The organism is Streptomyces sp. NC-S4 (assembly GCF_054353315.1).
Genome location: NZ_CM135937.1, coordinates 6443819 through 6470141, shown reverse-complemented (window position 1 = coordinate 6470141; position 26323 = coordinate 6443819). Strand labels below are relative to the sequence as shown.

Annotated in this window: 17 protein-coding genes; 7 read left to right on the top strand and 10 right to left on the bottom strand. The window is 73.5% G+C overall.

Annotated features, from left to right (window positions below; translation table 11 throughout):
- Positions 1 to 27 precede the first annotated feature (27 nt).
- A complete protein-coding gene (ssuE, locus tag ACXNSR_RS29140; protein ID WP_458638327.1) occupies positions 28 to 609 on the bottom strand; it encodes an NADPH-dependent FMN reductase in 582 nt (193 codons plus the stop codon).
- A 19-nt stretch (positions 610 to 628) separates the two neighbouring features.
- Positions 629 to 1588 (bottom strand): TauD/TfdA dioxygenase family protein, encoded by a 960-nt coding sequence (locus ACXNSR_RS29135; RefSeq protein WP_458638326.1) that lies wholly within the window; start codon positions 1586 to 1588, stop codon positions 629 to 631.
- An 817-nt stretch (positions 1589 to 2405) separates the two neighbouring features.
- On the opposite strand from ACXNSR_RS29135, the gene ACXNSR_RS29130 reads away from it, so the two are divergent.
- The 4 genes from ACXNSR_RS29130 to meaB are packed head-to-tail and all read left to right on the top strand — an operon-like array spanning position 2406 to position 8679.
- A complete protein-coding gene (locus ACXNSR_RS29130; RefSeq protein ID WP_458643425.1) occupies positions 2406 to 3647 on the top strand; it encodes an ROK family protein in 1242 nt (413 codons plus the stop codon).
- Positions 3631 to 5496 (top strand): methylmalonyl-CoA mutase family protein, encoded by a 1866-nt coding sequence (locus tag ACXNSR_RS29125; protein ID WP_458638325.1) that lies wholly within the window; start codon positions 3631 to 3633, stop codon positions 5494 to 5496. Before ACXNSR_RS29130 ends, ACXNSR_RS29125 begins: the two co-directional genes overlap by 17 nt.
- Positions 5493 to 7679, top strand: a complete 2187-nt coding sequence (scpA, locus tag ACXNSR_RS29120; protein ID WP_458638324.1) for a methylmalonyl-CoA mutase — start codon at positions 5493 to 5495, stop codon at positions 7677 to 7679. The genes ACXNSR_RS29125 and scpA overlap by 4 nt, the downstream gene beginning before the upstream one ends.
- Before the next feature lie 10 nt (positions 7680 to 7689).
- Positions 7690 to 8679: a methylmalonyl Co-A mutase-associated GTPase MeaB gene (meaB, locus tag ACXNSR_RS29115; protein ID WP_458638323.1), complete on the top strand. Its 990-nt coding sequence runs from the start codon at positions 7690 to 7692 to the stop codon at positions 8677 to 8679.
- A 49-nt stretch (positions 8680 to 8728) separates the two neighbouring features.
- Here the strand turns inward: meaB and ACXNSR_RS29110 are convergent, their stop codons facing one another.
- Both ACXNSR_RS29110 and ACXNSR_RS29105 read right to left on the bottom strand, forming a co-directional pair.
- Complete coding sequence (locus tag ACXNSR_RS29110) at positions 8729 to 11956, bottom strand: NACHT domain-containing protein (protein ID WP_458638322.1); 3228 nt, start codon at positions 11954 to 11956, stop codon at positions 8729 to 8731.
- A gap of 66 nt (positions 11957 to 12022) precedes the next feature.
- Positions 12023 to 13024 carry an asparaginase gene (locus tag ACXNSR_RS29105; RefSeq protein WP_458638321.1) on the bottom strand — a complete coding sequence of 334 codons (1002 nt, stop codon included), beginning with the start codon at positions 13022 to 13024 and terminating at the stop codon, positions 12023 to 12025.
- A 151-nt stretch (positions 13025 to 13175) separates the two neighbouring features.
- Here ACXNSR_RS29105 and ACXNSR_RS29100 point away from each other — a divergent pair, with 151 nt between their 5' ends.
- Positions 13176 to 13634 carry an Lrp/AsnC family transcriptional regulator gene (locus tag ACXNSR_RS29100; RefSeq protein ID WP_458638320.1) on the top strand — a complete coding sequence of 153 codons (459 nt, stop codon included), beginning with the start codon at positions 13176 to 13178 and terminating at the stop codon, positions 13632 to 13634.
- On the opposite strand, the gene ACXNSR_RS29095 is transcribed toward ACXNSR_RS29100, so the two are convergent.
- Both ACXNSR_RS29095 and ACXNSR_RS29090 read right to left on the bottom strand, forming a co-directional pair.
- Entirely contained in the window at positions 13597 to 14223 is a 627-nt protein-coding gene (locus tag ACXNSR_RS29095) for a hypothetical protein (protein ID WP_458638319.1), read from the bottom strand. The genes ACXNSR_RS29100 and ACXNSR_RS29095 overlap by 38 nt on opposite strands.
- A gap of 175 nt (positions 14224 to 14398) precedes the next feature.
- Positions 14399 to 14794 carry a peptidoglycan-binding domain-containing protein gene (locus tag ACXNSR_RS29090; RefSeq protein WP_458638318.1) on the bottom strand — a complete coding sequence of 132 codons (396 nt, stop codon included), beginning with the start codon at positions 14792 to 14794 and terminating at the stop codon, positions 14399 to 14401.
- Between the two features lie 369 nt (positions 14795 to 15163).
- Between ACXNSR_RS29090 and ACXNSR_RS29085 the strand changes: the two genes are divergently transcribed.
- Both ACXNSR_RS29085 and ACXNSR_RS29080 read left to right on the top strand, forming a co-directional pair.
- Positions 15164 to 16138, top strand: coding sequence for a helix-turn-helix domain-containing protein (locus ACXNSR_RS29085; protein WP_458638317.1), 975 nt, complete (start codon positions 15164 to 15166; stop codon positions 16136 to 16138).
- Positions 16139 to 16290: 152 nt separating this feature from the next.
- A complete protein-coding gene (locus tag ACXNSR_RS29080; RefSeq protein WP_458638316.1) occupies positions 16291 to 17628 on the top strand; it encodes a peptidoglycan-binding protein in 1338 nt (445 codons plus the stop codon).
- Positions 17629 to 17704: 76 nt separating this feature from the next.
- On the opposite strand, the gene ACXNSR_RS29075 is transcribed toward ACXNSR_RS29080, so the two are convergent.
- Genes ACXNSR_RS29075 through ACXNSR_RS29060 form a run of 4 tightly spaced genes read right to left on the bottom strand, consistent with a single transcriptional unit; the run spans position 17705 to position 25957 of the window.
- Positions 17705 to 18955, bottom strand: a complete 1251-nt coding sequence (locus ACXNSR_RS29075) for a TIGR02679 family protein (protein WP_458638315.1) — start codon at positions 18953 to 18955, stop codon at positions 17705 to 17707.
- Positions 18952 to 23148, bottom strand: coding sequence for a TIGR02680 family protein (locus tag ACXNSR_RS29070; protein ID WP_458638314.1), 4197 nt, complete (start codon positions 23146 to 23148; stop codon positions 18952 to 18954). The genes ACXNSR_RS29075 and ACXNSR_RS29070 overlap by 4 nt, the downstream gene beginning before the upstream one ends.
- Complete coding sequence (locus tag ACXNSR_RS29065; protein WP_458638313.1) at positions 23145 to 24389, bottom strand: TIGR02678 family protein; 1245 nt, start codon at positions 24387 to 24389, stop codon at positions 23145 to 23147. The genes ACXNSR_RS29070 and ACXNSR_RS29065 overlap by 4 nt, the downstream gene beginning before the upstream one ends.
- Entirely contained in the window at positions 24386 to 25957 is a 1572-nt protein-coding gene (locus ACXNSR_RS29060) for a TIGR02677 family protein (protein ID WP_458638312.1), read from the bottom strand. Before ACXNSR_RS29060 ends, ACXNSR_RS29065 begins: the two co-directional genes overlap by 4 nt.
- Between the last annotated feature and the right edge of the window lie 366 nt (positions 25958 to 26323).

Genomic DNA, 26323 nt, shown 5'->3' with positions numbered 1-26323 from the left:
GGTGCGGGTCGCGTGGTGGCGGCGGTGCTACGGGGTGGCGGTGAGGGCGGCGGCGGTGAACGTGGCGGCGACGGCGGTCGGCACGGAGCGAAGCGCCGCGGCGAACTCGTCGACGGCCTGGTAGAGGTCCAGTTCGGCCTCGGGCCGCAGCCGGTCGGGGCCCGATCCGCGCTCGATGGAGGAGTCCAGGACGAACCGGCCGGCGGTGACGTGCCGGGCGCCGAGGGCGGCGAGCACGGGGCGCAGGGCGTAGTCGATGGTCAGGACGTGGGCGAGGCTGCCGCCGGTGGCCAGCGGCAGGACCGTCTTGCCGTCGAGGCCGTCCTGCGGGAGCAGGTCGAGGAAGGCCTTGAGCAGTCCGGTGTACGAGGCCTTGTAGACGGGGGTCGCGATGACGAGGCCGTCGGCCTCGGCGACTGCCTCGAGCGCCCGGCGGATCTCGGGCTCGCCGCGGCGGGCGGCGAGGAGGTCGGCGGCCGGGAGCTCGCGCACGGACAGGTGTGCGGTCTCGAAGCCGGAGTGGGACAGGCGCCGCAGTACGTGGTCGGCGACGACGGCGGTACGGGAGTGGGCGGAGGGGCTGCCGGTGATGGCGAGCAGGTTCGGCACGGGGCGCTCCTTGGTGTCGTCAGGCGGAGGTGGAGGCACCGGAGGCGATGCCGAAGGAGGGGGCGGGGACGGCCTCCGGGCTGATCAGGCGGGACGGCTCGCCGTCCGGGCCGACCGGGACGTCGCCGTCGACGGTGACGCGGCGCAGGGTGCGCTCGTGGTCGTCGGAGTCGTCCACGCCGTAGTGCTGGGTGGCGCGGTTGTCCCAGATCGCGACGTCGCCGGCCCGCCACTGCCAGCGGACGGTGTTCTCGGGGCTCTCGATGTGGGCCTGGAAGAGGTCCTGGAGGACGCGCGAGTCACGGCCGGTGAGGCCGTTGATCCGCTGGACGAAATTGCCGAGGAGCAGGGTGCGTTCGCCGGTCTCGGGGTGGACGCGGACCACCGGGTGCTCGGTGAGGAACTTGGTGGAGGTGAACACCTCGCGGTACTGGGCCAGGGCCTCGGGCAGGGCGTCGGGCCTCAGGGCGGCGTAGTCGTACTCGTTGGAGTGGACGGCGCGCAGGCTGTCGGCGAGGGCGCGGAGCGGCTCGGGAAGGTTGCTGTAGGCGGTGGCCGTGTTGGCCCAGAGGGTGTTTCCGCCGTACGGGGGGATGGTGACGGCGCGGAGGACGGAGAAGGCGGGGTAGGCGGGGACGAAGGTGACGTCCGTGTGCCACTGGTTGGCGCGGGCGCCGTGGTGGGAGTCGATGCCGAGGGCGTAACGGCCGTCCGCGGAGGGGACGGTGGGGTGCGCGACGGGCGCGCCGAGCAGCTGGGCGAAGGCCTCGTGACCGGCCTCGTCGAGGTGGTCCTGGCCGCGGAAGAAGACGACCTTGTGGGCGAGGAGGGCGGCCCGGATCTCGGCGACGGTGGTGGCGGGCAGGTCGCCGCCGAGCTTCACGCCGCCGATCTCGGCACCGATGCGGCCGCCGATCCTGGTGACGGTGGTGGCGGTGGTGGCGGTGGTGGCGGTGGTGGCAGTGGTGGCAGTGGCCATGAGGACTCCCTGGTGTGGGCCGCGGGGGTTATTTCCGCAGCGGAAGAAATAGCGTTACGAGTGCGTTGGGCGCTGCGCCGCGCCGAGCGGTACGGGTGCGTGCGGGTGCGTACGGGTGCAGGTGGGTGGTGCGGGAAGCGGTCGCCCGGGACCACGGGAGAGCGGGAACGCACCCGTCCCGGTGCGGGCGTCCCGGGGCACCACCCCTGGGGGTGCCCCGGGACAGGACCGGTCGGGCACGCGGCTCTACGGCGCACCGGTGCGAGCCGGGACCGGGCCGGGCGGACCCGGTCGGCCGGGCCGCCGGATCGGCGGGGTCAGGCGCAGCCGGGGGCCGGACAGCGGCCCGGACACTCGCCCGGCACGGTACGGAGGCCGGGGGTGCGGAGCCGCGGGGCGAGGAGTGCGTTCGCGGACATGTCCCGGAGCGTGTCAGCGGCCCGGGCGGGGGTCAACCCCCGCCCGCGGCCACCGAAGGCGCCCCTCACCGGCCCCCGGGCCCACCCCGCACACCCCGTGCGACCTGCACTTTCCCCCATGCCCCGCCCCCTCTCGCCCCTCCACCCCGACGGCCGAAAAGCGTGGCCGGATTTCACGGCCCCGCAATGCGGCCGCCACGCGTTCGCCGGGATCCCCGCCCGCGGGGCCCGCGCGGCCGCTCGACGCACGCCCCATGCCTCACCCGGCCCACCCGGGACCTGCCCGATGTCCCCGCAGGGGACGGGCATGATCCGGATCGAACGGCCGGGCCCCCCGCAGGGGAACCGGCATGATCGGGGGACATGCCCCCGCCCCCCGAGGAGACCGCGTGACGCGTATGGCCGGTGACAGCCGGGCCGCCGCGAATGCCGCCGCCGTGCTGCGGACGGTGCTCGACCACGGGCCGGTCGCGCGCAGCGCGATCGCCCCGCTGTGCGGGCTGAGTCCCGCCGCCGTGTCCCGGCAGACCACCGGGCTGCTCCGCGGCGGGCTGCTGCGCGAGCTGCCCGGGCCCGGCGGCGGGGTGGGGCGGCCGCGGATCCCGCTGGACCTGCACACCGGGGCGGTCGGCGGGCCGGTCGCCGCCGGGCTGCACATCGGGGTGCCGCATTCGACCTTCAGCCTCGTCGACCTGCGCGGGCAGCTGCTCGCCCGGCGGGCCTTCCCCCACGAGGGCCGCCCGACGGACGGGCTGTCCGGCGGGATCGCCGTCGAACTGCGCCGCTTCCTCGACGCGTACGACTCGGGGCGGCCGCTCCTCGGGCTCGGCGTGGCCCTGGGCGGTTGGGTCGACCCGGACGAGGGGACCGTCGTGCGGCACCCCGCGCTGGGCTGGAGCGGCAAGCCGCTCGCCGCCGAGCTGTCCGCCGCGCTCGGGCTGCCGGTGCGGGTCGACAACCACGCGCGGGCCGTCGCGCGGGCCGAGATCCTCTTCGGCCGGCCCGAGGCCCGCCGGAGCCTGGTGCACCTGTTCATCGGCCGGGTCGTCGACGCCGCCTTCGGGATCGAGGGGACCGTGCACCAGGGGCCGGGCGCGGCGGCCGGCGACGTGGCGCATCTGCCGGTGCCGCGCTCGCAGGCCCGGTGCGCGTGCGGGCGTACCGGCTGCCTGGAGGCGACCGCGTCCGACACCGCGCTCGGCGCCGAGGCCGTGCGCCGCGGCATCGTGCCGGATCCCTCGGTGAACCTGCTGGTGGACGCGGCCGCCGCCGGCGATCCGCGGGCCGACCGGCTGCTGCGCGAACGCGCCCGGGCGGTGGGCCGCGCGGCGGCCCTTCTGTTGGATGTCTTCAATCCGGCGGTCATGGTCGTGACCGAGCTGGCGAGCGTCCTCGACGAGGGATACCTGGAGGAGATCCGGGCCGCCGCGATGGAGCTCTCGCACGTCTGCGACGATCCCGAGCGGATCGTGGTGCCGCACGCGGGTCCTGCCGTGCTCCCGGAGGCGGCGGCAACCGTGCTGCTCAGCCGGGTCTTCCAGGAGCCCTTCGGCATGGCCCGAGAGGGCGAGATCACACCCACCGGTATGGTGCCAGCTGAGCGCGCTCCCCTACATTCGAGCCATGACGGTCCTGCCTGACGACGGGCTCTCCCTGGCCGCCGAGTTCCCTGACGCGACGCATGAGCAGTGGCAGCGCCTTGTAGAAGGCGTACTGCGCAAGTCGGGCAAGGAAGTCTCCGGCGAGGCCGCAGAAGACGCGTTGTCCACCCCAATCGAGGACGGGCTCACCACGCGCCCGCTGTACACCGCGCTGCCCGACGGGGCGGCTCCCGACACCGGTTTTCCCGGCTTCGCCCCGTTCGTCCGCGGGGGCAGGCCGGAAGGCACCACCGCGAACGGCTGGGACGTGCGCCAGCGCCTCGCGGGCACCGACCCGGTACGCGTGAACGAGGCGGCCCTCGCCGATCTGGAGAACGGGGTCACCTCCCTCTGGCTCACCGTGGGCCGGGGCGGTCTCCCCGTCGAGGGCCTCGCCCGGGCTCTGGAGGGGGTCTACCTGGACCTCGCCCCCGTCACCCTGGACGCCGGAGCCCAATACGCCGAGGCCGCACGCGCGTTGCTGCGCCTGTTCACCGGGAGCGCGGTGGCCCCCGAGGCCGCTCGGGCCTCGCTGGGCGCCGACCCCCTGGGCCACGAGGCCCGCACGGGTGAGGCGCTGGACATGGCCGACGCCGCCGAGCTGGCCCGGGAGGCCGCTGCCGGCTGGCCAGGGGTACGCGCCCTGACCGTGGACGCGCTGCCGTACCACGAGGCCGGCGGCAGCGCGGCCGAGGAACTGGGCCTGTCCCTGGCCACCGGTGTCGCCTACCTGCGCGCCCTCACCGAGGCCGGGCTGAGCACCGAAGCGGCGCTCGGACAGCTGGAGTTCCGCTACGCCGCCACCGCGGACCAGTTCCTGACCATCGCCAAGCTGCGCGCCGCGCGCCGGCTGTGGGCCCGTATCGCCGAGGCCTCGGGGGCCCCGGAGGCGGGCGCCCAGCTCCAGCACGCCGTCACCTCGCCGGTGATGATGACCCGCCGGGACCCCTGGGTGAACATGCTGCGCACCACCGTGGCCTGCATGGCCGCCGGTGTGGGCGGCGCGGACGCCGTGACCGTGCTCCCCTTCGACAACGAGCTGGGCCTGCCGGACGCCTTCGCGCGCCGGATCTCCCGCAACACCTCCACCATCCTGCTGGAGGAGTCGCACCTGGCCCGGGTGATCGACCCGGCCGGCGGCTCCTACTACGTGGAGCGGCTCACCGACGAACTCGCCCACGCGGCATGGGAGTTCTTCCAGACCCTGGAGAAGGCGGGCGGTCAGGCCGCTGCCCTGCGCTCCGGGCTGGTCGCCGAGCGGCTCGCCGCCACCTGGGCCGCGCGCTCCAAGAAGCTGGCCAGGCGCCGCGAGCCGATCACCGGCGTCAGCGAGTTCCCGCTGCTCTCGGAGAAGCCGGTCGTCCGCGAGCCCGCGCCGGCCGCTCCCACGGGCGGGCTGCCGCGCGTGCGGCGCGACGAGGCGTACGAGGCCCTGCGCGCCCGCAGCGACGCGCACCTGGCCGCGACCGGCGCCCGGCCGAGGATCTTCCTCGCCGCGCTGGGCCCGGCGGCCGCGCACACCGCGCGCGCCACCTTCGCCTCGAACCTGTTCCAGGCGGGCGGCATCGAACCGGTGCACGACCCGGTGTCGGTGGATCCGGCTACGGCCGCCGAGGCCTACGCCGCGAGCGGCGCCGACGGCATGGCCGTGCTCTGCTCCAGCGACGCGCTGTACGAGGAGCAGGCCGCGGAGGTGGCCGGGGCGCTGCGCGCGGCGGGCGCCACGACCGTCTTCCTCGCCGGCCGGCCGGGCACCGCAGAGGCTTCCGTGGACGAGTACGTCTTCGCCGGCTGTGACGCCGTCGCCGTGCTGTCCTCCGTACTCGACCGGATGGGAGTGCCCGCATGAGCATCCCCGATTTCTCCGAGCTGGCGCTCGACCCCACCGCCGCCCGTGGGGTCTCCGAGGAGCAGTGGCGCTCCGCGGTGAAGGAGTCCACCGGCACCGCGGCCGCCGACCTGCTGTGGGAGACGCCCGAGGGCATCGGCGTCAAGCCGCTCTACACCGGGCGGGACGTGGAGGGCCTGGACTTCCTGCGGACGTACCCGGGCGTGGCCCCGTACCTGCGCGGCCCGTACCCGACCATGTACGTGAACCAGCCCTGGACGATCCGGCAGTACGCCGGCTTCTCCACGGCCGAGGAGTCGAACGCCTTCTACCGGCGCAACCTGGCGTCCGGCCAGAAGGGCCTGTCGGTCGCCTTCGACCTGCCCACGCACCGCGGCTACGACAGCGACCACCCGCGCGTGACGGGTGACGTCGGCATGGCGGGCGTGGCGATCGACTCGATCTACGACATGCGCCAGCTGTTCGACGGGATCCCGCTGGACAGGATGTCGGTGTCGATGACGATGAACGGCGCGGTGCTGCCGGTCCTCGCGCTCTACATCGTGGCGGCGGAGGAGCAGGGCGTCTCCCCCGACAAGCTGGCCGGGACCATCCAGAACGACATCCTCAAGGAGTTCATGGTCCGCAACACCTACATCTACCCGCCGAAGCCCTCGATGCGGATCATCTCGGACATCTTCGCGTTCACCTCGCAGAAGATGCCGCGGTACAACTCGATCTCCATCTCCGGCTACCACATCCAGGAGGCCGGTGCCACGGCCGACCTGGAGCTGGCGTACACCCTCGCCGACGGCGTGGAGTACCTGCGGGCCGGTCAGGCCGTCGGACTGGACGTGGACGCGTTCGCGCCGCGCCTGTCGTTCTTCTGGGCGATCGGCATGAACTTCTTCATGGAGGTCGCGAAGCTGCGCGCGGCCCGGCTGCTGTGGGCGCGCCTGGTCAAGCAGTTCGACCCGAAGAACGCCAAGTCGCTTTCGCTGCGCACGCATTCGCAGACCTCCGGCTGGTCGCTGACCGCGCAGGACGTCTTCAACAACGTGACGCGCACCTGCATCGAGGCGATGGCGGCGACCCAGGGCCACACCCAGTCGCTGCACACCAACGCGCTCGACGAGGCCCTCGCGCTGCCGACGGACTTCTCGGCGCGCATCGCCCGCAACACCCAGCTGCTGCTGCAGCAGGAGTCGGGGACCTGCCGGTCGATCGACCCGTGGGGCGGCAGCGCGTACGTCGAGAAGCTGACGTACGACCTGGCGCGCCGCGCCTGGCAGCACATCGAGGAGGTCGAGGCGGCCGGCGGCATGGCGCAGGCCATCGACGCGGGCATCCCGAAGCTGCGCGTCGAGGAGGCCGCGGCGCGGACGCAGGCCCGCATCGACTCGGGCCGGCAGCCGGTGATCGGCGTCAACAAGTACCGCGTGGAGAACGACGAGGCGATCGACGTCCTGAAGGTCGACAACTCCTCGGTGCGCGCGCAGCAGATCGCCAAGCTGCGGCGGCTGCGCGAGGAGCGCGACGAGGCGGTCACCCAGGACACCCTGCGGGCGCTGACGAACGCCGCCGAGCGCGGTGACGGCAACCTGCTGGCCCTGGCGGTGGACGCGGCGCGCGCCAAGGCCACCGTCGGTGAGATCTCCGACGCACTGGAGAAGGTGTACGGGCGGCACGCGAGCCAGATCCGTACGATCTCGGGTGTGTACCGCACCGAGGCAGGCGAGTCCCCGTCCGTGGAGCGCACCCGTGCGCTCGTCGACCGGTTCGAGGAGGCGGAGGGCCGCCGTCCGCGCATCCTGGTCGCCAAGATGGGCCAGGACGGTCACGACCGCGGCCAGAAGGTGATCGCGACGGCCTTCGCCGACCTGGGCTTCGACGTGGACGTCGGCCCGCTGTTCCAGACCCCGGCGGAGGTGGCCCGCCAGGCCGTCGAGGCGGACGTCCACGTGGTGGGCGTGTCGTCGCTGGCGGCCGGCCACCTAACCCTCGTACCGGCGCTGCGCGAGCAGCTGGCGGAGGAGGGCCGCGAGGACATCATGATCGTCGTGGGTGGGGTCATCCCGCCCGCCGATGTCCCGACGCTGCTGAAGATGGGCGCCACCGCGGTCTTCCCGCCGGGCACGGTGATCCCGGACGCGGCCCACGACCTGGTGACGCGGCTGGCCGCGGACCTGGGCCACGAGCTGTAGGCGGCCGCCGGTGCCGAAGATCGACATCGAGGCCTACGCGAAGGGGGTGCTCGACGGGAAGCGCGCGTTCGTCGCGCGTGCGATCACCCTCGTCGAGTCCACCCTGCCGGCTCACCGGGTGCTGGCACAGGGCCTGTTGACCGAGCTGCTGCCGCACGCGGGCCGGGCCCGGCGGATCGGCATCAGCGGTGTGCCGGGGGTGGGCAAGTCCACCTTCATCGACGCCTTCGGCACGATGCTGACGGGGCTCGGCCACCGGGTGGCGGTGCTCGCGGTGGACCCGTCGTCGACGCGGACGGGCGGCTCCATCCTGGGCGACAAGACCCGGATGGAGCGGCTGTCGGTGGACCCGGCGGCGTTCGTGCGGCCGTCCCCGTCGGCGGGAACGCTGGGCGGGGTGGCCAAGGCCACGCGCGAGTCGATGATCGTGATGGAGGCGGCGGGCTACGACGTGGTCCTCGTCGAGACGGTCGGCGTGGGCCAGTCGGAGACGACGGTGGCGGGGATGGTCGACTCCTTCCTGCTGCTGTCCCTGGCCCGTACGGGCGACCAGCTGCAGGGCATCAAGAAGGGCGTCCTGGAGCTGGCCGACGTCCTGGCGGTGAACAAGGCGGACGGCCCGCACGAGCGGGACGCGAAGGCCGCGGCCCGGGAACTGTCGGGTGCGCTGCGCCTGATGCACCCGGTGGACGCGGCCTGGACCCCGCCGGTGCTGACGTGCAGCGCGCGGGAGTCGACCGGGCTGGACGAGGTGTGGAGCCGGCTGGAGCAGCACCGGACCCTGCTGGACGCGGGGGGCCGGCTGACGGCGAAGCGGGCGGCGCAGCAGGTGGAGTGGACCTGGTCGATGGTCCGCGACGCGCTGCTGGAACGCCTGCGGGCGGATCCCGCCGTGCGGGAGCTCGCGCCGGAGCTGGAGTCCGCGGTCCGGGCGGGCACGGTGACCCCGACGTCGGCGGCGGACCGCATCCTGGCGGCGTTCGGCCACCCCGGGAACTGAGGTCGGGACGGCGCCCGGTGGGCGCCGTCCGGATCCGGGCGCCGGCGCCTCACTCCGCGGAGAAGTCCCACGCTTCCCCCGTATGCCACCCGTCCAGCCGGGGGAACACGGCGTCCAGCCGATCGATCGCCGCAGACATGCGGCTGTCCTCGTCGGAGCCGATGAGGGTCAGGTGGGTGACGGAGGGCAGGGTGGCGGCGGGCGGAAGGAAGGCGAAGGACGCGGCGGACACCGTCAGGTACTGGAGTGAGCGCAGCTCTCCGATCTCCCGCCAGTCGGCTTCCGAGGCCGGGCCGGAAGCCACGTTGAGTCCCAGATGACTCAGCCCGGAGATCGCGCCCAGCCCCGCGAGCCCGGCGGCGGGAGCCATCGCTCCGCTCACCAGCAGCACGGCCAGCGGGGCGCGCGTCGGCAGTGCCCGCGGTGACCAGGTCATCCCCGCGGGGCCGCTCAACGCGAGCTGTTCCAGCTCTCCGAGCCGTGCCACCACGTCCAGGCCGAGGTCCGGCCGGACGCTCCTGACGCCCAGCCGCCTGATCGGCAGAGCGGCCAGGGCGCTGAGGTCCGTCAGTTCGGGGCAGTTGTCGAGAGCCAGGTCCTGCAGTGCGGACTGCCCTCTCAGGAAGTCCAGATCGGACACCGCGGGATGCGCGAGGACGAGCTCCGTGAGGCCGTGCCGGCCGGCGTACCCGGCCAGGGCCGGCAGCGACACCTCGGACCTGACGTCCAGACTGCTCGGCCGCAGGCCGAGACGCTCCAGTTGGCGCAGCTGCTCGTCCGAACGGATCGAGTACCTGAGGTCGAGCGGATCGAGCTTCGCGATCACCTCTTCGGCGTAGTCGGAGCAGTCGAAGCGTGACCAGGCCCACAGGAGCTGGGAGCGGACTTCGATCGTGGGGTGCGTGGCGAACTGCGCGAGGAACCGGATCGCGGCATCCGACTTGACGTGGGAGGCCGCGACCACGACCAGGGCGGCATCCGCGTGGTCGAGCTTCTCCGGCCCCGGCAGAAGGCCCAGGATGAGGGGGCCGACCTCCGCGAGCGCACGTGCCTGCTGCGGGCTCGACGGCGGGATGAGGGTGGCCGTACGTTCCTCTACGGCCGCCCGCGTATCGGGGTCGAGGGTCGTCGCGTGCTCCAGGCAGGCGGTGGCCAGCAGGTAGACACGGGCGCGTGTGCGCGGGTCACGGGCGCCGTCTCCCAGGGCGAGCAGCTCGCGCAGGAGCGTGACCCGCTCGGCGGGCCGGGCCAGGGCGACCGCCATCCGGATGACGTCCTCCCACTGGTCGTCGCCGGCACGGGAGACGAGCAGGCCGAAGTCCCCCTCCTCGACCGCGGCCCGCGCGCCGAGGAAGTCCTGGAAGGTGCGGTGGATGAAGACCACCGTGCCGGGAGCCGGTTCCTGCAGGAGTCCGCTGCGCTGGAGGAAGTGCTCGAAGACCGCGGACGCGTCACCCAGGACGGCCGCTTCCGGGACCGACGGCAGGGCGCGGGCGATGATGTCCTCGGCGCGGGACCGGTCCATCTCGGTGCGGCCGTTCTTGATCAGCCAGTAGGCGAGGCGCTGCAGGAGGTCGAGCTGAGGCTCCTCCCGCAGGTGCGGGATCTTCATGTCCCGCTCCCGGTCGCGGCGGCTCAGCAGCATGGAGAGCCCCGCCTCGTAGAGGTCCTTGCGCCCGTGCGGCAGGTAGCCGTGCCGGTCCCGGTGCAGTGCGCAGATCAGTCCGCACATCAGGGGGTTGGTGGCGAGGGGGCCGAGGTCAGACTTGATCCGCACGGCGGTGAGGAGCTGGGCCTCGTAGGTGCGCAGGTCCGCGTCCTCGTCCCCGCCGTCGCGGGCCGCGAGGTGCCACCGTTTGATGAACGTGACGACCGCCGCCGGGCTCATGGCGGTCAGGGCCAGCTCGGCGAAACCGTCCTCGGCGAGCCAATTCGCGCCCACGGCGGAGGGCCGGGAGGTGACGAGCCAGCGGTTGTCGCCGCCGTAGGCGTCCATCAGGGACCGCAGCCAGCCGCGGGCCCGTTCGCGTTCGGTGTCGGGGATCTCGTCGATGCCGTCGACGAGGACCAGGCCGCGGCCCGCCGTCAGCACCCGGTGGGCCCAGCCGGCCGGCTGCTCGGCCCCGAACGGACAGCCGGCCGCGGTCAGGAAGTCCGCGGGGGCGGGCAGCCGCTCGCCGTGGCGGGTGAGCGTGCGCAGGGGCAGGACGAAGGGGATCCGGTCGTAGAGGTACTCCGTCTGCTGCGTGAGGTCCTGGCGGGCGGCCGTGACGGCGAGCCACTGCACCAGGGTGGACTTCCCGGATCCCGCCTCGCCGCGGAGCAGTACGCGGGAGCTGTGGGACAGGGCCAGGTCGGCGTACTGCGGGACCAGACTCTCGATCATCGCGTCCGTGAGGAACTCCCTTTCCGCGGCGCCCACTTCGGCGAGCTCGGAGATCCGTGCCGGGAACGCGGGCGGCGGTGTGCGGTCCGCGAGGGCGGGATGCCAGTCGGCGAGGGGGTGGCGGGAGAGTTCGTTCAGGAGCTCTTCGTACCGGCTCACGCTCTTGCGCCAGAAGCGCGGCAGCCCTGTCACTTCCAGGCTCAGGTAGGCCGCGTCCAGCGGCCACCTCGTGGGCGAGTTGCCGAGGTCGATCCCGTAGATGGTCAGCCTGCCGTGCTTCTTCTCCACGTACGGGAGGTACAGCTGCTCGAACGCCGCGTCCTGCGCGCCGGGCAGCGGGTCGCGGCGGACGAGTTCGTCCATCTTGGCCGTCAGTCCGGCGATCCCCCGGGTCTGTTCCACCAGCGTGTGGGCGACGAAGGTCGAGCGCTGCGTGAAGAACTGCAGGATGTGCAGGCAGGCGGCGTCGACCAGGCGCTCGTAGAAGTACGTCGCGTCGGAGCCGAGTTCGCGCTCGGGGCGGTCGCTCACCCGGCGCAGTTCCCGGGCGAAGTCCTTCGAGCCGAGCCGGACCGCGTCCAGGTCGGTCATCGTGAGGTCGCCCAGGCCCCGCAGGGTCCGCGCGAGGGCGTCGGTGACGGCCTGCTGTTCGTCCGGGGAGATCGGGCTCTCCCCGCCCGTGCGCAAGGCCTGTTTCACCAGCTTGGCGGCCAGCGTCCCGAGGTCGGCTTCGGTGAGCGAGCGCTTCTCGCCGGTGAAGGAGACGTGGCCCGAGATGCGGATCGGTTTGTCGACCAGGCCCGCCCCGCCGCCCTCGCTGACGAACAGCTTCTTGACGAGGGGGCCGACGGCCGTCGAGGCCAGTCGGATGCCGATGGTCCCGGGCTCCATGCAACCCCCCGCAGCGTAGCGACCGTTGGGCCGGAGCCTAACGGTTGCCGACGCCGGACCGGAGGGTTATGCCCCGACGAGGACCGAGCCGCCCGCGCCCAGCGCCTCGCGCAGGACGCGGGCCTGTTCGACCTTGTTCTCGGTGGCGAGCAGTGCGGACAGGACGGCGATGCGGGCCTGTCCGGCGCGCAGGGTGCCGGTCGGGACGGCGCCGGCGGCCACGAGGTCCACCGCGCCGCCGTGGGTGTAGATCTCGGTGACCGGTCCGGCCATGACCCGGGTGGTCAGCGCGACCAGGACCCCGCGGCCGACGGCGGCCCGGACGGCCTCCACGATCTCCGGGGTCGCGTTGCCCGCGCCGGTCCCCACGAGGACGATGCCGCGCGCGCCGGCCTCGACGGCGGCGTTCAGCAGGACCGCGTCACCGTTGGCGTGGTGCACCACCACGTCCACGCGCGGCGGGAGCTCCGGCATCGCGGGCAGCGGGAGCGGCGCCGGGCGCTGCGGGGCGCGCAGGATGGTGACCTTGCCGAAGCCGATCTTCCCGAAGAGTTCCTTCGAGGGGTCGGCGAACGCGTCCAGGTCCACGGCCTGGGTCTTCACGGTGCCGCGGGCGGCGTGCACCCGCCCGGCGAAGGCGATCAGCACGCCGAGCCCGCGCGTGTTCGCGGCGGTGAGCAGGGCGTCGTAGAGGTTCCCCGGGCCGTCCCCGTCGGCGGTGCCCATGGGGCGCTGCGAGCCGGTGAAGACCACGGGGCGCGGGTCGTGGTGGTGGAGGTCGAGGAGGAACGCCGACTCCTCCAGGGTGTCGGTGCCGTGCGTGACGACGATGCCGTCCACGCCGGGGTCGGCGAGCACCTCGTGCACGGTGCGGAGCAGGGTGAGCTGGTGTGCGGTGGTGAGTCGCGGGCTGTTCACGCTGAACAGGTCGACCAGTTCGACGGTGACGCCCTCGGGGAGTGGCGCGGTGGCGATCACCTCGTTCCCGTCGGCGTCCGCTGCGAAGCCGGAACCCTGCCAGCGGCTGGCTATCGTCCCGCCGGTGCTGATCACGACGATCCGTCCCATCGGCCGTGGCCGCCCTTCACTCGTGTCACTCGTGTCACTAGTACGTCACTCGTACATATGTACTCAAAGCAGCAATGATAGAGCGATCTACGCGCAATGTGATTGCGTATTCCATCGGGCCCGTTCACAAACGCTGGGTGATAATTGCGCCATGGACGCCATTGACCGAGATATCTTGCGCGAGCTTCAGGCCGACGGCCGTCTGAGCAACCAGGAACTCGCCCAGCGCGTGGGACTGACCCCTTCCCCCTGTATGCGCCGGGTGCGCCAGCTGGAGCAGGACGGGGTGATCCAGGGCTACCGCGCCGTGATCTCCCCCGAGGCGGTGGACCGCGGGTTCGAGGTGCTCGTCTCGGTCGAGGTGCGGCGCGACCGGGAGGCGGTCGAGGCCTTCGAGGCGGCCCTCCAGGACATCCCGGACGTCATCGAGGCCTACCGCCTCTTCGGCAGCCCCGGCTGTCTGCTGCGGATCGCCGTCGCCGACCTGCGGGCCTACGAGCGCCTGTGGATCGAGAAGCTGACGGCGCTCACCGGTATCACCGAGGTCAACTCGCAGATCATCATGAAGCGCATCAAGGAACCGGACGGCCTGCCCGTCGACTCCCGCTGAAGCCCGTGAACGGCAGGAAGCGGCACCGCCGTCCGGCCGCGTCGCCCGGGTCAGTCGGCCGACGTGTCGCCGTCGTCGACCGGGCGGCGGGCCTCGGCCGGGGCGACCGTGCGGACGAACCGCTCCAGTACTCTGCGGACCTCCTCGCCGTGCGTGGCGAAGACCTCCAGCGGGACGGCGGGCGCAGGTCGAGCTCGGCCTCCGCCAGGTCGATGCCGTCGATGGCGTTGAACCGCTCCATCAGGGCGCGGCGCAGCGGCTCGTCGTCGAAGGGCGGGCGCCGCTTGAGGCACTGGAAGACCACCTCCGCCGTACCGCTCACCGGGTGGACACCGATCGGCCACAGCGTGCGCGGCGCGTTCGGGCGGCCGGCGTCCAGCGTGGGGAAGCAGCTCGTCCCGGCCGCCTTGCTGTAGACCCGGTAGCCGCCCCGCCCCTCCCGGAACCCGAGTGCGCCCAGGACGCCTTCGACCACCTCCGGCGTCCGGTTCGCGCGCAGCAGCGCCTCGAAGCGGGTGGCGGCCTCGTCACCGTCGGCCTGCGGCCCCTCCGGGGGGCCGGCGAAGGGGTCGGCATCGGGACGGTGCACCGGATGAAGGGGCTGGCGGTTCGGCGAGCTGAGCCTCCTCTTCGTCGCCTGCACCCGCGTGCGCGAGGCCCTGCGGGTCTCCTGGAACGGGGAGCCCAGCCCCTTCCTCGCGGCGCGGCGGGGGCAGGGGCAGGGGCAGGGGCAGCTCCAGGCCGTCACCTCCTGCCGCTTCCCGTCAGTCCGTGGTGCGGGAGATGAGGCTCTCCCACGTCCGGGGGCCGACGATGCCGTCCGGCTCGAGACCGCTGGACTGCTGGAAGCGCCGCACGTACTTGTCCGTCTTCGGGCCGAAGCGGCCGTCGACGAAGTCGGGCCAGTCCGCTTCGTCGATGCCGATGGTGGAGGAGAGGTCGAACTGCAGCTCCTTGACGCACACGCCCGAGGAGCCCTGGGAGAAGTTCCGCGCCGGGATGTTCCAGCCGTTCGGTGACTTGCGCTGGCCGACGCTGCGCAGGCACGCGTCGAGGTAGTCGCCGGCGTGGGCGGCGGGAGCCGTGACGAGCAGGGAGCCGACGGCCGCGGCCGCCAGGGTGAGGGCCGTGAGGGTCCTGCGCGGTGAGATCTGGGGCATGGTGCGGCAACTTCCTTCTGCGGTGGGGTGTCTGTGTGTCGGGAGGGGGAGGAGGCGGGGACCGGGCGGGGACGCCCCGGCGCCGCATCATCATGGCCTCGGGTCCGCCGTCCCGGCGGACGGCCCGGCGTCCCAGGGACACGCCCGAGGCCGGAAACCGTTGTGCGATCTGCCGACAGCGGGGCGCTTCCCTGGGACGTCCCACGTTCCGGCCCTTCCGGCCCAGGGACGTCCCGAAGGCGGTCGCCCCTAGGGATTCCGGCACCCGCCGCCGCGTCCGGAAGTGTCAGCGGCGCCGCATATCCTGTCCCTCGCGCCACACCGTCTCGGGGAAGCCGTGTGGCGCATAAGCGAGTTGGGGGCCCTTTGATGTCTGACCAGACAAAGGCAACAAGTGGTACGGAGTCGGCGCGTGCCCAGTTGAGCACGGAGATGCGCAGGATCAAGGAGTCCTCGCAACTCAGCTTCGGCCGGCTTGCCGACCGGACGCACTACAGCCGCTCGTCATGGGAACGGTTCCTCAACGGGAAACAGCTACCGACCACCGTGGCCGTCGAGCAGCTCGCGGCCGTGGCGGGCACGGACCCGGAGCCGCTGCTCGACCTGCTGGCGCGGGCCGTCTCCGCCCCGGCGGGCGGCGCCACGGCCACGGCCGCACCCGGACAGGCAGTGCCGGCGCGGAGCGCACCGGCGGGGACCGGGCCGGAGGCCGCACACGACGCGCCCCCGGCCGCCGCCGCGACCGACGACCCGCAGGCAGCGGACGCGTCGCCGCGCGAGAGACCCCGGTCCGAGTGGAGACGAAGATTCGGCGTGATCGGATACATCACCGCGGGAGCCCTGCTGGGCTCGGTCGCCACCGGTCTCGCCTTCTCGGCCACCACGCCGGGAGGCCGCTCCCAGGGTGCGGCGGGGGAACCGTCCGACACCAGGAAGAGCGGCGGCGAGGAGACCGCGACCCTCGTTCCGCGAGCCGGTGACATCCAGGTCAAGTGCAAGTCCGACACCTGCCTGCGCCACGACCCCCAGGCCATGGAATGCCATTGGGACGCGACCACGGCCAAGAGCACCTTCTTGCGCGGCATGCACATCCAGCTCCGCTACAGCGCGGCCTGCCAGTCGGTGTGGGGACGCATCGAAGGCGGGGCCGTCGGCGACAGGGTGAGCATCAGGGACGCCAGGGGTACGGAACTGGAAGCCCTGATCCGCTTCGAGCACGACTCGTACACCAAGATGCTCGCGGTCTCCGCCGAGGCTCCCCTCGAAGCGATGAGCGTGTGCGGGTCGATCCCCGCGGAGAAGCAGATGCAGTGCGCGCCCGAAGGGGCCGCCCAGCAGCCCTGACGGCCGGCGCGGCGACGGCCGGAAGAGAACCTGCCCCAGGGACATCCCGGGCCCGTCCCAGAGACGCTGGGGTACTGGAGGAGACGCGGTGCGGCCCTTGAAGCTGCGTGGTGACCAATCGTCACCACACAGCCGAAAGGCCCACTTCGCTCATGTCTTCACTCTCTTCCCCACCCCTCGCCACCCGGCCGCCGGACCGCGCGGCGATGTCGGCCCGCAGGCTGATGGCCGTGTTCCTGACCCTCGCCGCCGCTCTGACGGCGCTGCTGACCGGACCGGTGCCGACCGCGCACGCCGTCGACACGGGCCTGCTCCAGAGGGGCCTGTCGGGCCTCAGCTACCTCCCGCGCAGCGGGGTCGACGGCGCGTACGGGCCGCAGACGCAGGACTCCGTACGGCACTTCCAGCGGGACAACGGTCTCGACGTGGACGGCGACGCCGGGCCGAAGACCATGGCAGCCCTGCTCGGCAAGGTGAAGCAGGTGCAGTCCGCGGCCGGCACGCAGGCCGACGGCGACTACGGCACGAACACGCTGGGCGCCGTACGGACCTACCAGTCCCGCCACGGCCTGGAGGTCGACGGGATCGCCGGCCCCCAGACGATGGGCGAGATGAACATCGACCGGATCGTCTCCAGCGGACAGGGCACCGGTACCGACTCCGAGACCAAGCTCCTCCAGCGGAACCTGGCCGGCCTGGGCTATCTGCCGCTGAGCGGTGTGGACGGCGCCTACGGCCCGCGCACCAAGAACGCCGTGCTGTCCTTCCAGAGCGACAACGACCTGGAGGTCGACGGGATCGCCGGCCCCCAGACCAAGGGCGCCCTGTCGGCGAAGGTGCAGAAGGTGCAGAGCGCGGCCGGCACCCCCGCCGACGGCGACTACGGCCCCAACACCCTGGGCGCCGTACGGACCTACCAGTCGGGCCACGGGCTGGAGGTGGACGGCATAGCCGGCCCGCGGACCATGGCGGCCATGGGCATCGCCCGCGAGATCGGGAGCACCGGCCCCGGCGGCGGACCCAGCGGCGGCAGCCCGACCGTACCGGTGCCCCCGCTGTCGGGCAGCGTCCGCGACAAGATCATCCAGGCGGCGCGCTCCCAGCTCGGCCAGGAGGAGTGGGGCAACAACTGCAACCCGTACGGTCGTTGTGAGGCCTGGTGCGCGCACTTCGCCAGCTGGACCTGGCAGCAGGCCGGGATCAACTACCACACGGCCTTCAGCGGGGACTTCTACTACTACGGGCGCGACCACGGAACGCTCCGTACGGACCTGCGCAACGCCGCGCCCAAGCCGGGCGATGTGATCCTCTTCGGCAGCGGCCCGTCGAACACCTCCACGAGCGTCCACGTCGGCGTGATCGAGAAGGACAACGGTGACGGGACCGTCACCACCATCGAGGGCAACCACAACGACCGGGTGGAGCGCGTCACCCGCCGCCTCGTCGGCGGCTGGCCCGCGTACGCGATCGTCTCGCCCTCGGGCGGCTGAGCGGCCTCCCGCCGCAGATCGGGGCCCGTGCCAGGCGGCACGGGCCCCTCCCCCGCATGTCCCGGCAGTGGCCGGGTCAGCGGCAGCCGGTCACCGGTGCGAGGTCTGCCAGCAGTACGTCCAGGACGGCTTCCTCCTCGATGCGGATTCCGTGCTCGGCGAGGGCGGACGCCAGGTCCGGGTCCCACGGGGACGGCGCCGGCGTCCCGCCGATCGGCGGGGGAACGCGGTCGGCGGCGGCCACCGCCGCACGGTAGTCGTCGGCGGTGTAGCGCCACGGGCGCCACGGAACGTGCCGGCGCAGCGTCGTGGCGATGCGCAGGCCGCCCCAGTCGAAGTCGCCGTGGTAGTGGAAGGAGGCGCCGAGTCCGCGCAGACGGGTGAGGAGGGCGAGAGCGGCCGCCGACGGCTGGCCCTGGAGGCACACCAGCGGGAGCGAACCGGCGCCGTGCCGGTCCGCGGCGGCCGCGAGGACCGCGGGATTCTCGCAGATGTGGACCACCGTCGGCGCGGTCCGCGGGGGTTGGTGGGCGAGCTGGCGGAGGGTGAGGACGCACGGTTCGCCCCCGTCGGCCATCCAGTCCAGGGCCGGAGTACCGCGCAGGTTCAGGGTGAGGACCGTGGAGGAGACGTCGTCGCGGAGCAGACCGGCCGAGGCCCACGCCGCCCGCCGCCAGGCGGCGCCCGAGCCGTCGGGATGGCCGGTGAGGGCACGGACTCCGGAAAGGGCGATCGTGGCCAAGGGGGTGCCGTCGTCGAGTGCGTGGGCGCTGCCGAGCGTGTCCGCGGCGAACACGGACAGCGAACGGGCCGGTTCGGCGGGCAGTGCGCGCAGCACGCGGGCGGCCCGGCCGAGGAGCTCATGGGCTGCCGCGGGCGTGCCGGCGACGCGTCGTACCAGGCCGTTCTCGCGTGATCGGGCCGCCCAGTCCGCGAGCAGCGGTTCGTCCCGGGCCAGCAGGGCGAGCGGGGTGCAGGCCTGCGCCCAGGCCCGCTCCTCGGCCCGTCGCACCTCTTCGAGTGGGACGACCGGGCCGGTGAGCGTGGCGGCGGCCGCCGGGAGGCCTTCGGGGCTGATGCCCGACCGGCGCAGTACGGCGTCCACCGCGTCGAGCCGTACGGTGAGCGACCCGCCCCCGCCGGGTGCCCGCCCCAGAAGCCGTTCCGCCGCCGCCCGTTGGGCGGGGGTGGGGGCGGCCAGGGACACCGCACCGGTGAGGGGCCGTCCCCGCTCCATTCGGCGGCGGGCCCGGTCGAGCAGCCAGGCGAGATCCTCACCGCCGAGGAGCCGGCGCAGGCGCTCCTCGTCGACCGCCGGCCCGTTCACGCCCACAGTGCCTCCGGCTCGGCCGGACGCACCGGGTCCGCGCGCCGGGTACGGGACGTACCGTCCCACTCCCAGCGGGTGACCAGGACGGCTGCCACCTCGTCGACGCGGGAGAGCTGGGCGATCGCGATGCCGGGGACCTGCGGATAGCAGGCCCACTCCCGCTCGCTGGTCATGACGACGTCGAGGTCGAAGGCGTGCAGCAGCCCGAGGCACTTGGCGCGCGAGTCGTCGTCCACCCCGGCGAACGCCTCGTCCAGGGTGACCAGGCGAGGGGCGTACGGGCTGCCCGCGCTGGCGTAGTGCGAGGAAGCCGCGGCGAACAGCGGTACGGAAACGGCCAGCACGCGTTCGCCGCCCGAGGCCGGTCCGGTGGCGGGTACCCAGCGGCCGTGCTGCTGCCGCTCGACGGCGAACTCGTGCCAGGAGCGGTAGTCGAGGGCTGCGGTGAGGTGCTCCAGCCAGCTGCCGGCCACGTCCTCGGTCTGCTGGCGGGCGATCTGCGTCTGCAGGAACTCCCCGACCGCCGCCCGGTCCCCGGGGGTCCAGGCGTCGGAGGTCTGGAGGAGGCGGCCACGGGCCTGGGCCAGTCCCGCAGGGGCCTTGTGCGAGGCCCGCCACACCAGACGCAGGGTCATCCCCGTGGAGGTCGGGCGTTCCTCCAGCTCGGCGTTCATGGCCAGTACCTTGCGCTCGGCGGCCCCGATGAGCTCCTGGAGCGTGCCCGCGACCTCGGTGATGAGGTGGGTCTCGAGGATCTCGCGCTCGTGCGCGGACAGGATGCGGTTGAGTTCCGCCACTTCGACGGCGAGGGCCTCCACGAGTTCCGGTACGGCGCGCTCACGGCCCTGGTAGACGATGTCGACGACCATGCCCTCCTCGACCATGCGGGCCGACGCCCGGTGACCGTGCCGGGACAACGCGTCCTGGAGGGTCTTGAGCTCTTCGCTGAGCCGCCGCTGCACCCGCTCCCACGCACCGTCGGAATCGTCGGTCGCGGCCAGTTCCGCGTCGAGGGAACGGGCGAGCGCGATCGCGGCCGTCGCCGTCCAGCTCCCCCCGCCCGGGGCCGGCAGGGCGAGATCGGGAAGGGCGACCGCGATCAGCCCGGTGGCACTGAAGCGCTGGAGCGCGGCGATGGCCTCGGAGCGCGCCGCGGCGGCGTTCGCGACGTCCTTCTCCAGCTGTTCGATGCGCCCTTCGGCCCGGCTGGCCCGGCGGTCCGCCTCGCCGTGGTGTTCGCCCAGGAGCTTCTGCTCCGCCGTGCACGCGCGCAGCGCCTTCGCCGTGTCGGCCAGCCGCCGCTGCAGTTCGGCGACGGCCGCGCCGACCGTCGAGCGCAGGGTCGCCAGTCGCTCGGCCGCCGCGGCTGCCCGACGGGCCGCCTCTTCGGCGCGCGTCCTCAGTTCGGCGGTCCGTTCGCCCGCCCGGTGGGCCTCCTCGCGCTCCTCCGCCGTCTGCCGGAACGCTTCGGTGCGTTCGCGCAGTGCGGGCCAGAGCTCGGCCAGGACGGTGGCGAGTTCGGCGAGGGCCTCCCGTACGCCGGCCAGGGCCGGCCGGTCCGGGGGCAGCCCCAGATCCGCCGCCGTCCCGTGGAGTTCGGTGCTCGCCAGCCCGGCCCGCTCCGCCGAGGCCCGGAGGGCGTCGGCCCGGTCCGCGCGGCGGTTCCTGACGTGGCGCACCGTGTCGGCCGTCGCGGCGGCGCGGGCGTGCGCCCGGGTCAGCGGGTCCTCGTCGGGTACGGCGGCCAGCTCGGCGTCGAGTACGAGGCGGCGGGCGGCCAGGGTCCGGGTCTGCGCGTCGAGGTCGTTCCACTGCTGCTGGAGCCGGCCGAGTTCGTCGTGCAGAGCGGCGATGCGCAGGCGCCGGGCGGCCTCCCTCGCTCCTTCGCCGACGTGTTCGGCAGCGGGTTTGCCCCACCGGCCGGTCAGGGCGCCGATCCGGTAGCGTCCGTCCGCGGCGACCCACGTGTCCGCGGCGGGCCGGGGGGCGGCCGCCCCGTCGTCCGGTGCGTGCGGACCCTCGGCCGGTGCGTGCGGACCCTCGGCCGGTGCGTCCCCGGGGGGTGTTCCGAGGGGTGCTCCGAGGCCGATCGCCCCGAGCAGGCGGGCCACCGCCTCCTCGCCCACGGAGACCGCCCGGGCGTCGCCGCGGTCCACCGCCGCGCACAGCACGTCGGCCAGGGAAGGGCCCGCCGGAGGCGCCGGTCGCGGGGCCAGGAGTACGTCGTGGTCCTCGGCGGACAGGACCGAGCCGTCGGGGTTCACCCACGCGTCCAGCAGCCCGGCCGCTTCGAGGGCCGCTTCCAGCCCGGCGCGGTCCTGGTCCCCGACGTGGTCCCGGAAGTCGACCAGGCGCCAGAACGGAGCCCCCGGCATCCGGTCGCGCGAGCCCGGGGTGCGGGTGTGCGGGGCCCGCGGCCCGGACCGGCCGCCGGCTTCCAGTGCGGCGAGCTCCTCCCGTGCCTCGAGGACGCGGGCTTCGAGGACGGTCCGGCGCTGGGCGGCCTGCGCGGTCCGGTCGGCGAGTTCGGCCGCCGTGGCACCGTGGGCCCGGGCGGCGTGCCGCCGGGCCGGGCAGGGTCCGTCCTGGCGCACGGTCCACTCCTGGAGCTCGTCCAGGAGTCCCGTCGGGTCGGCGTACACCAACTCCTCGCACCGGCCGACGTGTTCGCGTACCGCGTCGACCAGGGCCCGGCCGGCGGCCGTCACGTCCCCGTCGGCCGCCTCCTGTGCTTCGGCCGCCCGCGCCAGGTCGGCCTCCGCCTCGTCGAGCCGCAGCGCGGCGCTGCGGTGCTCGGCCGCGGTCTCCTCGGCCCGGGAGGCGAGGTCCGCCACGTGGGCGAGGGTCCGGTGGCGGCGGTCGATCACCTCGGTGACCGCCGCCCGCAGCTCCGCCGTCGGCAGTCCTTCGGCCGCGGGCAGCTCCAGCCGGGCCCTCTCCGCGGTTTCCCCGGCCCGGCGGAGCGTGTCCTCGGCGTGTTCCCGGGCGCTCCGCAGACGGTTCTCCGCGGCTGCGAGCCGCCCCCGCGCACGGGTGTGCAGGAGCTCGGCCTCTTCCCGGTCGGAGCCGGCCCGGGTGCTGTCGTCCTGCGACCGCTCCACCGCCCGGGCGGCACGGTCCAGCTCGTGGGCGCTGCGCATCTCCGGGCCCTCGCGCAGGGCGGCGTCCGTGGCCTCCAGCCGTGCCCGGTCCCCGGTGAGCGCCTCGATCCGCTCGGCGGCCGCCGCCCGCTGCTCCTCCGCGGTGGCCTTCTCCTCCTGTGCGCCGGCCAGGTCGCGCAGCAGGTGCTCGTACTTCGAGTGCTCGGTGCGCGGCAGGCGCGCGCGGCGGCGGGAGGCGATGCGGGCGTAGCGCTGGTAGTGGTCGAGGAACACGGAGGCGGCACGTTCGGCGGATCTGGCGGAACGCAGTTCCTCCTTCTCCTCGTCCAGGGACCGGAAGGCCTCGGCCACATCGGCGATGAGAGCCTGGTCCATCGGCGGCAGGGCCTCGGTGAGGGCGCGGGAGAGGGCGACTTCGTTGGGCCGCTTGGACAGCTGGGGCTGGCGCAGCTGGATGAGCAGGTCGACGAGTGCTCCGTAGCGCTGCTCGCCCAGGCCGAAGAGCGCTTCGTCCACGGCCCTGCGGTAGGTCTTGGCCTGGTCGTAGACCATCCCGTGTCCGGCGACCGCCTCGATGAGCCGGTCCCGGGACAGGACCGTGCCGGTGCCGTCCAGCAGGCTGAGGGTGCTGTCGGAGGGTTCGGCGGCCGGTGCGTGGTCGATCCGCTGCCCGGTCACCGCCCACCAGTGGCGGGCGATCCCGCGCCCGCTGACGGCCTTGAGCCCGCAGACGAGCGTGCGGAAGTGTTCCTCGCCGCTCGTCGCGTCGCGGCGGCCGAACTCCACCCAGGTGTAGCCGAGCCGTTCCGAGTGCGGGTGCTCGCCGCCGAGCAGGAGGTTCCACTCCATCCGCTTGCCGGCGTCACCGTCCGGTTCGACGCGGCGTGCGCTGAGGTCCCCGTCGAGGAGGAAGGGCAGGGTCAGGGCCAGCACCTTGGACTTGCCCGTCCCGTTGTTCCCCCGGAGCAGCAGCCTGCCGTCGCGGAAGTGGAACTCCTCCACGTCGTAGTGGAACAGGTCGACGAGGCCCATCCGCAGGGGCTGCCAGCGTGATCGCGCGGGGGCCGGGAGCGCGGTGGGGGGAATCAAAGCGGGTACGCCTTTCGCTGGGCGGGCACCTCTGTGGTACCGGCTGTGCGGGGTGCGAGCAGGACGGTCTCGCCGACCGTGTACCGGGCCAGGGCGGGTCGGGGTACGACCGCGTCGCCCGTGCGGGAGACGAGCCCGAGGGCGGCGAGCCGGGTGACGGCCTGCTCCACCAGTTCTCCTTCGGCACCCGCCTCGCGCGCCGACTTCGACCAGAACCCACCGTGTTCGGCGGCCAGTTCGGTGACCTTCCGCATCAGGTCGGCGGTGCTGACCGGGCCTCGGGCCGCCGTGAGGTGTTCGGCGAGCAGCAGCGTGACGTGGCCGTGGGTTCCCGATTCGGGCATGCGGACATCGGTGAGGTCGTCGTCGGGGTCGACCATGGCGATGCCTTCGGCCCGGACCTCGGCGACGAGTCCGGTGAGTTCGGTGATGCGTGCGGTGAGGAAGCCGCGCTGGCGGGTGAGGTAGCCCAGTTCGGCGTCGGTCAGCTCGTCGTAGTAGAGGACGGGGTCGTCGAGCAGCCGCCGGGTCAGCGAGCGGCGCATGGCCCGGAAGCGCAGTTCGTCGCTGTCGAGGGCGGTCTCGGCGGTGAGCTCGGCGAGCCGCTCCGCGGGGGACTCGGCCCGTACGGTGGAAGGGCCGCGCCGGGTGGCGAGCAGCCCGGCCAGCACGCGCCGTTCGACGTCGTACAGGACGTCGCCGGCTCCGCTGACGTAGGCGTCCTCGTCACCGGCGACCCGTCGCAGCACCCCGAGGCCGAGCAGGAGCCGTACGACGGCGGCCAGGTCGAGGCGCTCGTCGCGGCGGTCCAGGGTGAACCGGATGCCGGTGGCGGTGAGCTGGGGGTCGGACGCGTCCAGCACGACCTGTTCGGCGAGCCGGCCGAGGGCGATCTGCGCCTCGCCGCGTTCGAGGGCCGCGAGGGCCAGGCAGAGCAGGACGTAGCGGCGGCGCGTGAAGGGGGCGGCGCTGCGCGTCGCCTCGCGGGCGGGATGGGTGGCGTCGGCGAGGCGGGCCGGGATCTTGCCGAGCCTGGCCGACTCGGCGTCGACCTGGAGGGGCCAGCCGGTGTTGCGGTCGAACCACTCCCTCAGGTCGGAGGCGTGCCGCCGGACGAGCCGGAACTCGTCCGCCGAGGGGCCGTGCGCGAGCAGCAGGGGCTGCTTGAGCAGGGCTCTGGCCGCTTTGCGCAGGTCGGAGGCGTGTTGCCCGTCCAGCACTTCGGCGAGCGAGGTGTTCATCGCCCGTCGCCCCCTTCTGTTCCTGCGGTGAGATCGACGATCTCGATGGCGTGGTCGGGGCCTCGGAAGATCCCCTCCGGCGTGCGTACCTCGGTCGTCGACCCGTCCGGCAGGGCCGTGAGCCGGATCTCCATGGCTCCGTCGTTGCTCGTGGCCGTGGTGTGCTTCATGCCGGGCCGCCAGGTGGCGAGCGCGTCCCCGAGGAGCTGGAGGAAGAAGCGGAAGCTGGCCGGGTCCAGTTCGCCGAGCCCGGACAGCCTGGTGATGCCTCCGGTGACCAGCCTGGCCCGTGCGGCCGCGGTCTCGGCGGCCTGCTTGGCGGCGGTCTGCGCGAGCAGCCGGCGCGCCTCCTGCCGGTCTTCGACCTTGCGGGGCTTGCCGCGCCGCTCGTAGCTGCCCGTGCGGCGCAACTGCGGGCTGATGCGCAGCGGTTCGGCTCCCGCCCAGGGAGTTGCGGCCGGCTCGGGGCGGGCGAGCCGTGCGGCGTGCGTCTCGGCGTCGAGGGTGAGGTGGCGCGCCGGGTACAGCCCGAAGGCGGTGCGCCACAGCCGGTGCCGGGCGTCGTCGTCGGGGGCCTCGGCGAACCAGAGGGCCAGTGTGCGGAAGTCGGCGGAGCGGTCGGAGCGGCCGGCCCGGCGCTCGTTCAGCGACCGTACGACCGCCAGCAGCTGCGGGATCGCCCCGAGTGCGCGTCCGCGCAGCAGTCGGGACTGCGACTCCCGGCCGTCGCGGCTGAGGAACCACGCCGCGAGCCCCGCCCACCGGCCGGCCCATCGCTCGTAGGCGGCCTGCTCGGCGTGCGCCGCCTCCTGCGGGGTCGCGTCGGCTGCCTCGCGGGCCGCGGCGGACCTCAGCAGGGGCTGGATCCGGTGCCCGTCCTCCAGCTCCAGGATCAGGCGGGCGATGCGTCCGCCGAGGGTGATCAGGTCCTGGATGAACCGCTCCAGGTACTGGATGAGCTGGTCCTTGTAGGCGAGGAAGACGTCCTCCGCCACGTCGTGGAGGTCGATGGTCCGCTGCAGGGACCCCATGAAGGCCCGGGCGTTGTCGGCGAGCGCGGCGAAGCGGCTGGCGAGGCCGTCGAGCGCCAGGTGCGTTTTGGCCGGATCGGGCTCCTCCTCGGCCGCCAGCACGAGGAGGGCGCGCAGCTGGGTGACGATGTCGTGCAGCGCGACCGCCTGGAGGGCCCCGCGCAGCCCGAGGGCCTCGTCGTAGGCGGACAGGGCCTTCTCGGCCGCTTCGCCCTCGCGCGTGAGCTGGTAGATGAAGCGCTTGCGGTAGAAGTCCTCGACGGCCGTGACCCGCCCCGTGTCCGGATCCGCCCGCAGGTTCCCCCAGGCGACCAGGGCGTCGAGCGCCTTCGCCACCGCGTCGACCTCTCCGGGGCGCGTCGCGGCGGGCAGGGCGGCGTGGACGTCTTCCGGCCGCAGATGCACGGCGAAGCGCTCCTTGGCGGCCAGGAAGGCCCGCATCACGGAGCGGTAGAGCAGCACGTTCGGGGCGGTGAGGTGGGCGAACGGCCCGTATCCGCCGGTCGGGCCCTCCGGTTGGGGAGCATTCGTGTCCATCGTCGGCCATTCTCCCCGGCCCGCGCCCGGGATCGGCGGAGACGAATGGAGTTGACCGAATCACATCGATCTTGACCACACCGGCACCGGGCCACCGGCCGGCCGTGTCGCCGCGCCCGCCGGCCGGGAAGAGCCCCCGGGGCGCGGCCACGGGGTGTCGGGCCGTCGGCCGAGCCCACCCCCGTGAAGCTCGACCCCGACCCGTCCTGCGCTCACCCTCAACACTCCAGTGTCGGTGGCGCGTTGGTAACGTACACCAGAGTGACTGTCCGGCGTCAACCAAAGTGTTGCCGGTGCCGGCCCGAGGGGCTTCGAGAAACACTGTGGTGGGCAAAGGCTCGGCATCACGCCTAGGAGGTCGTGTAC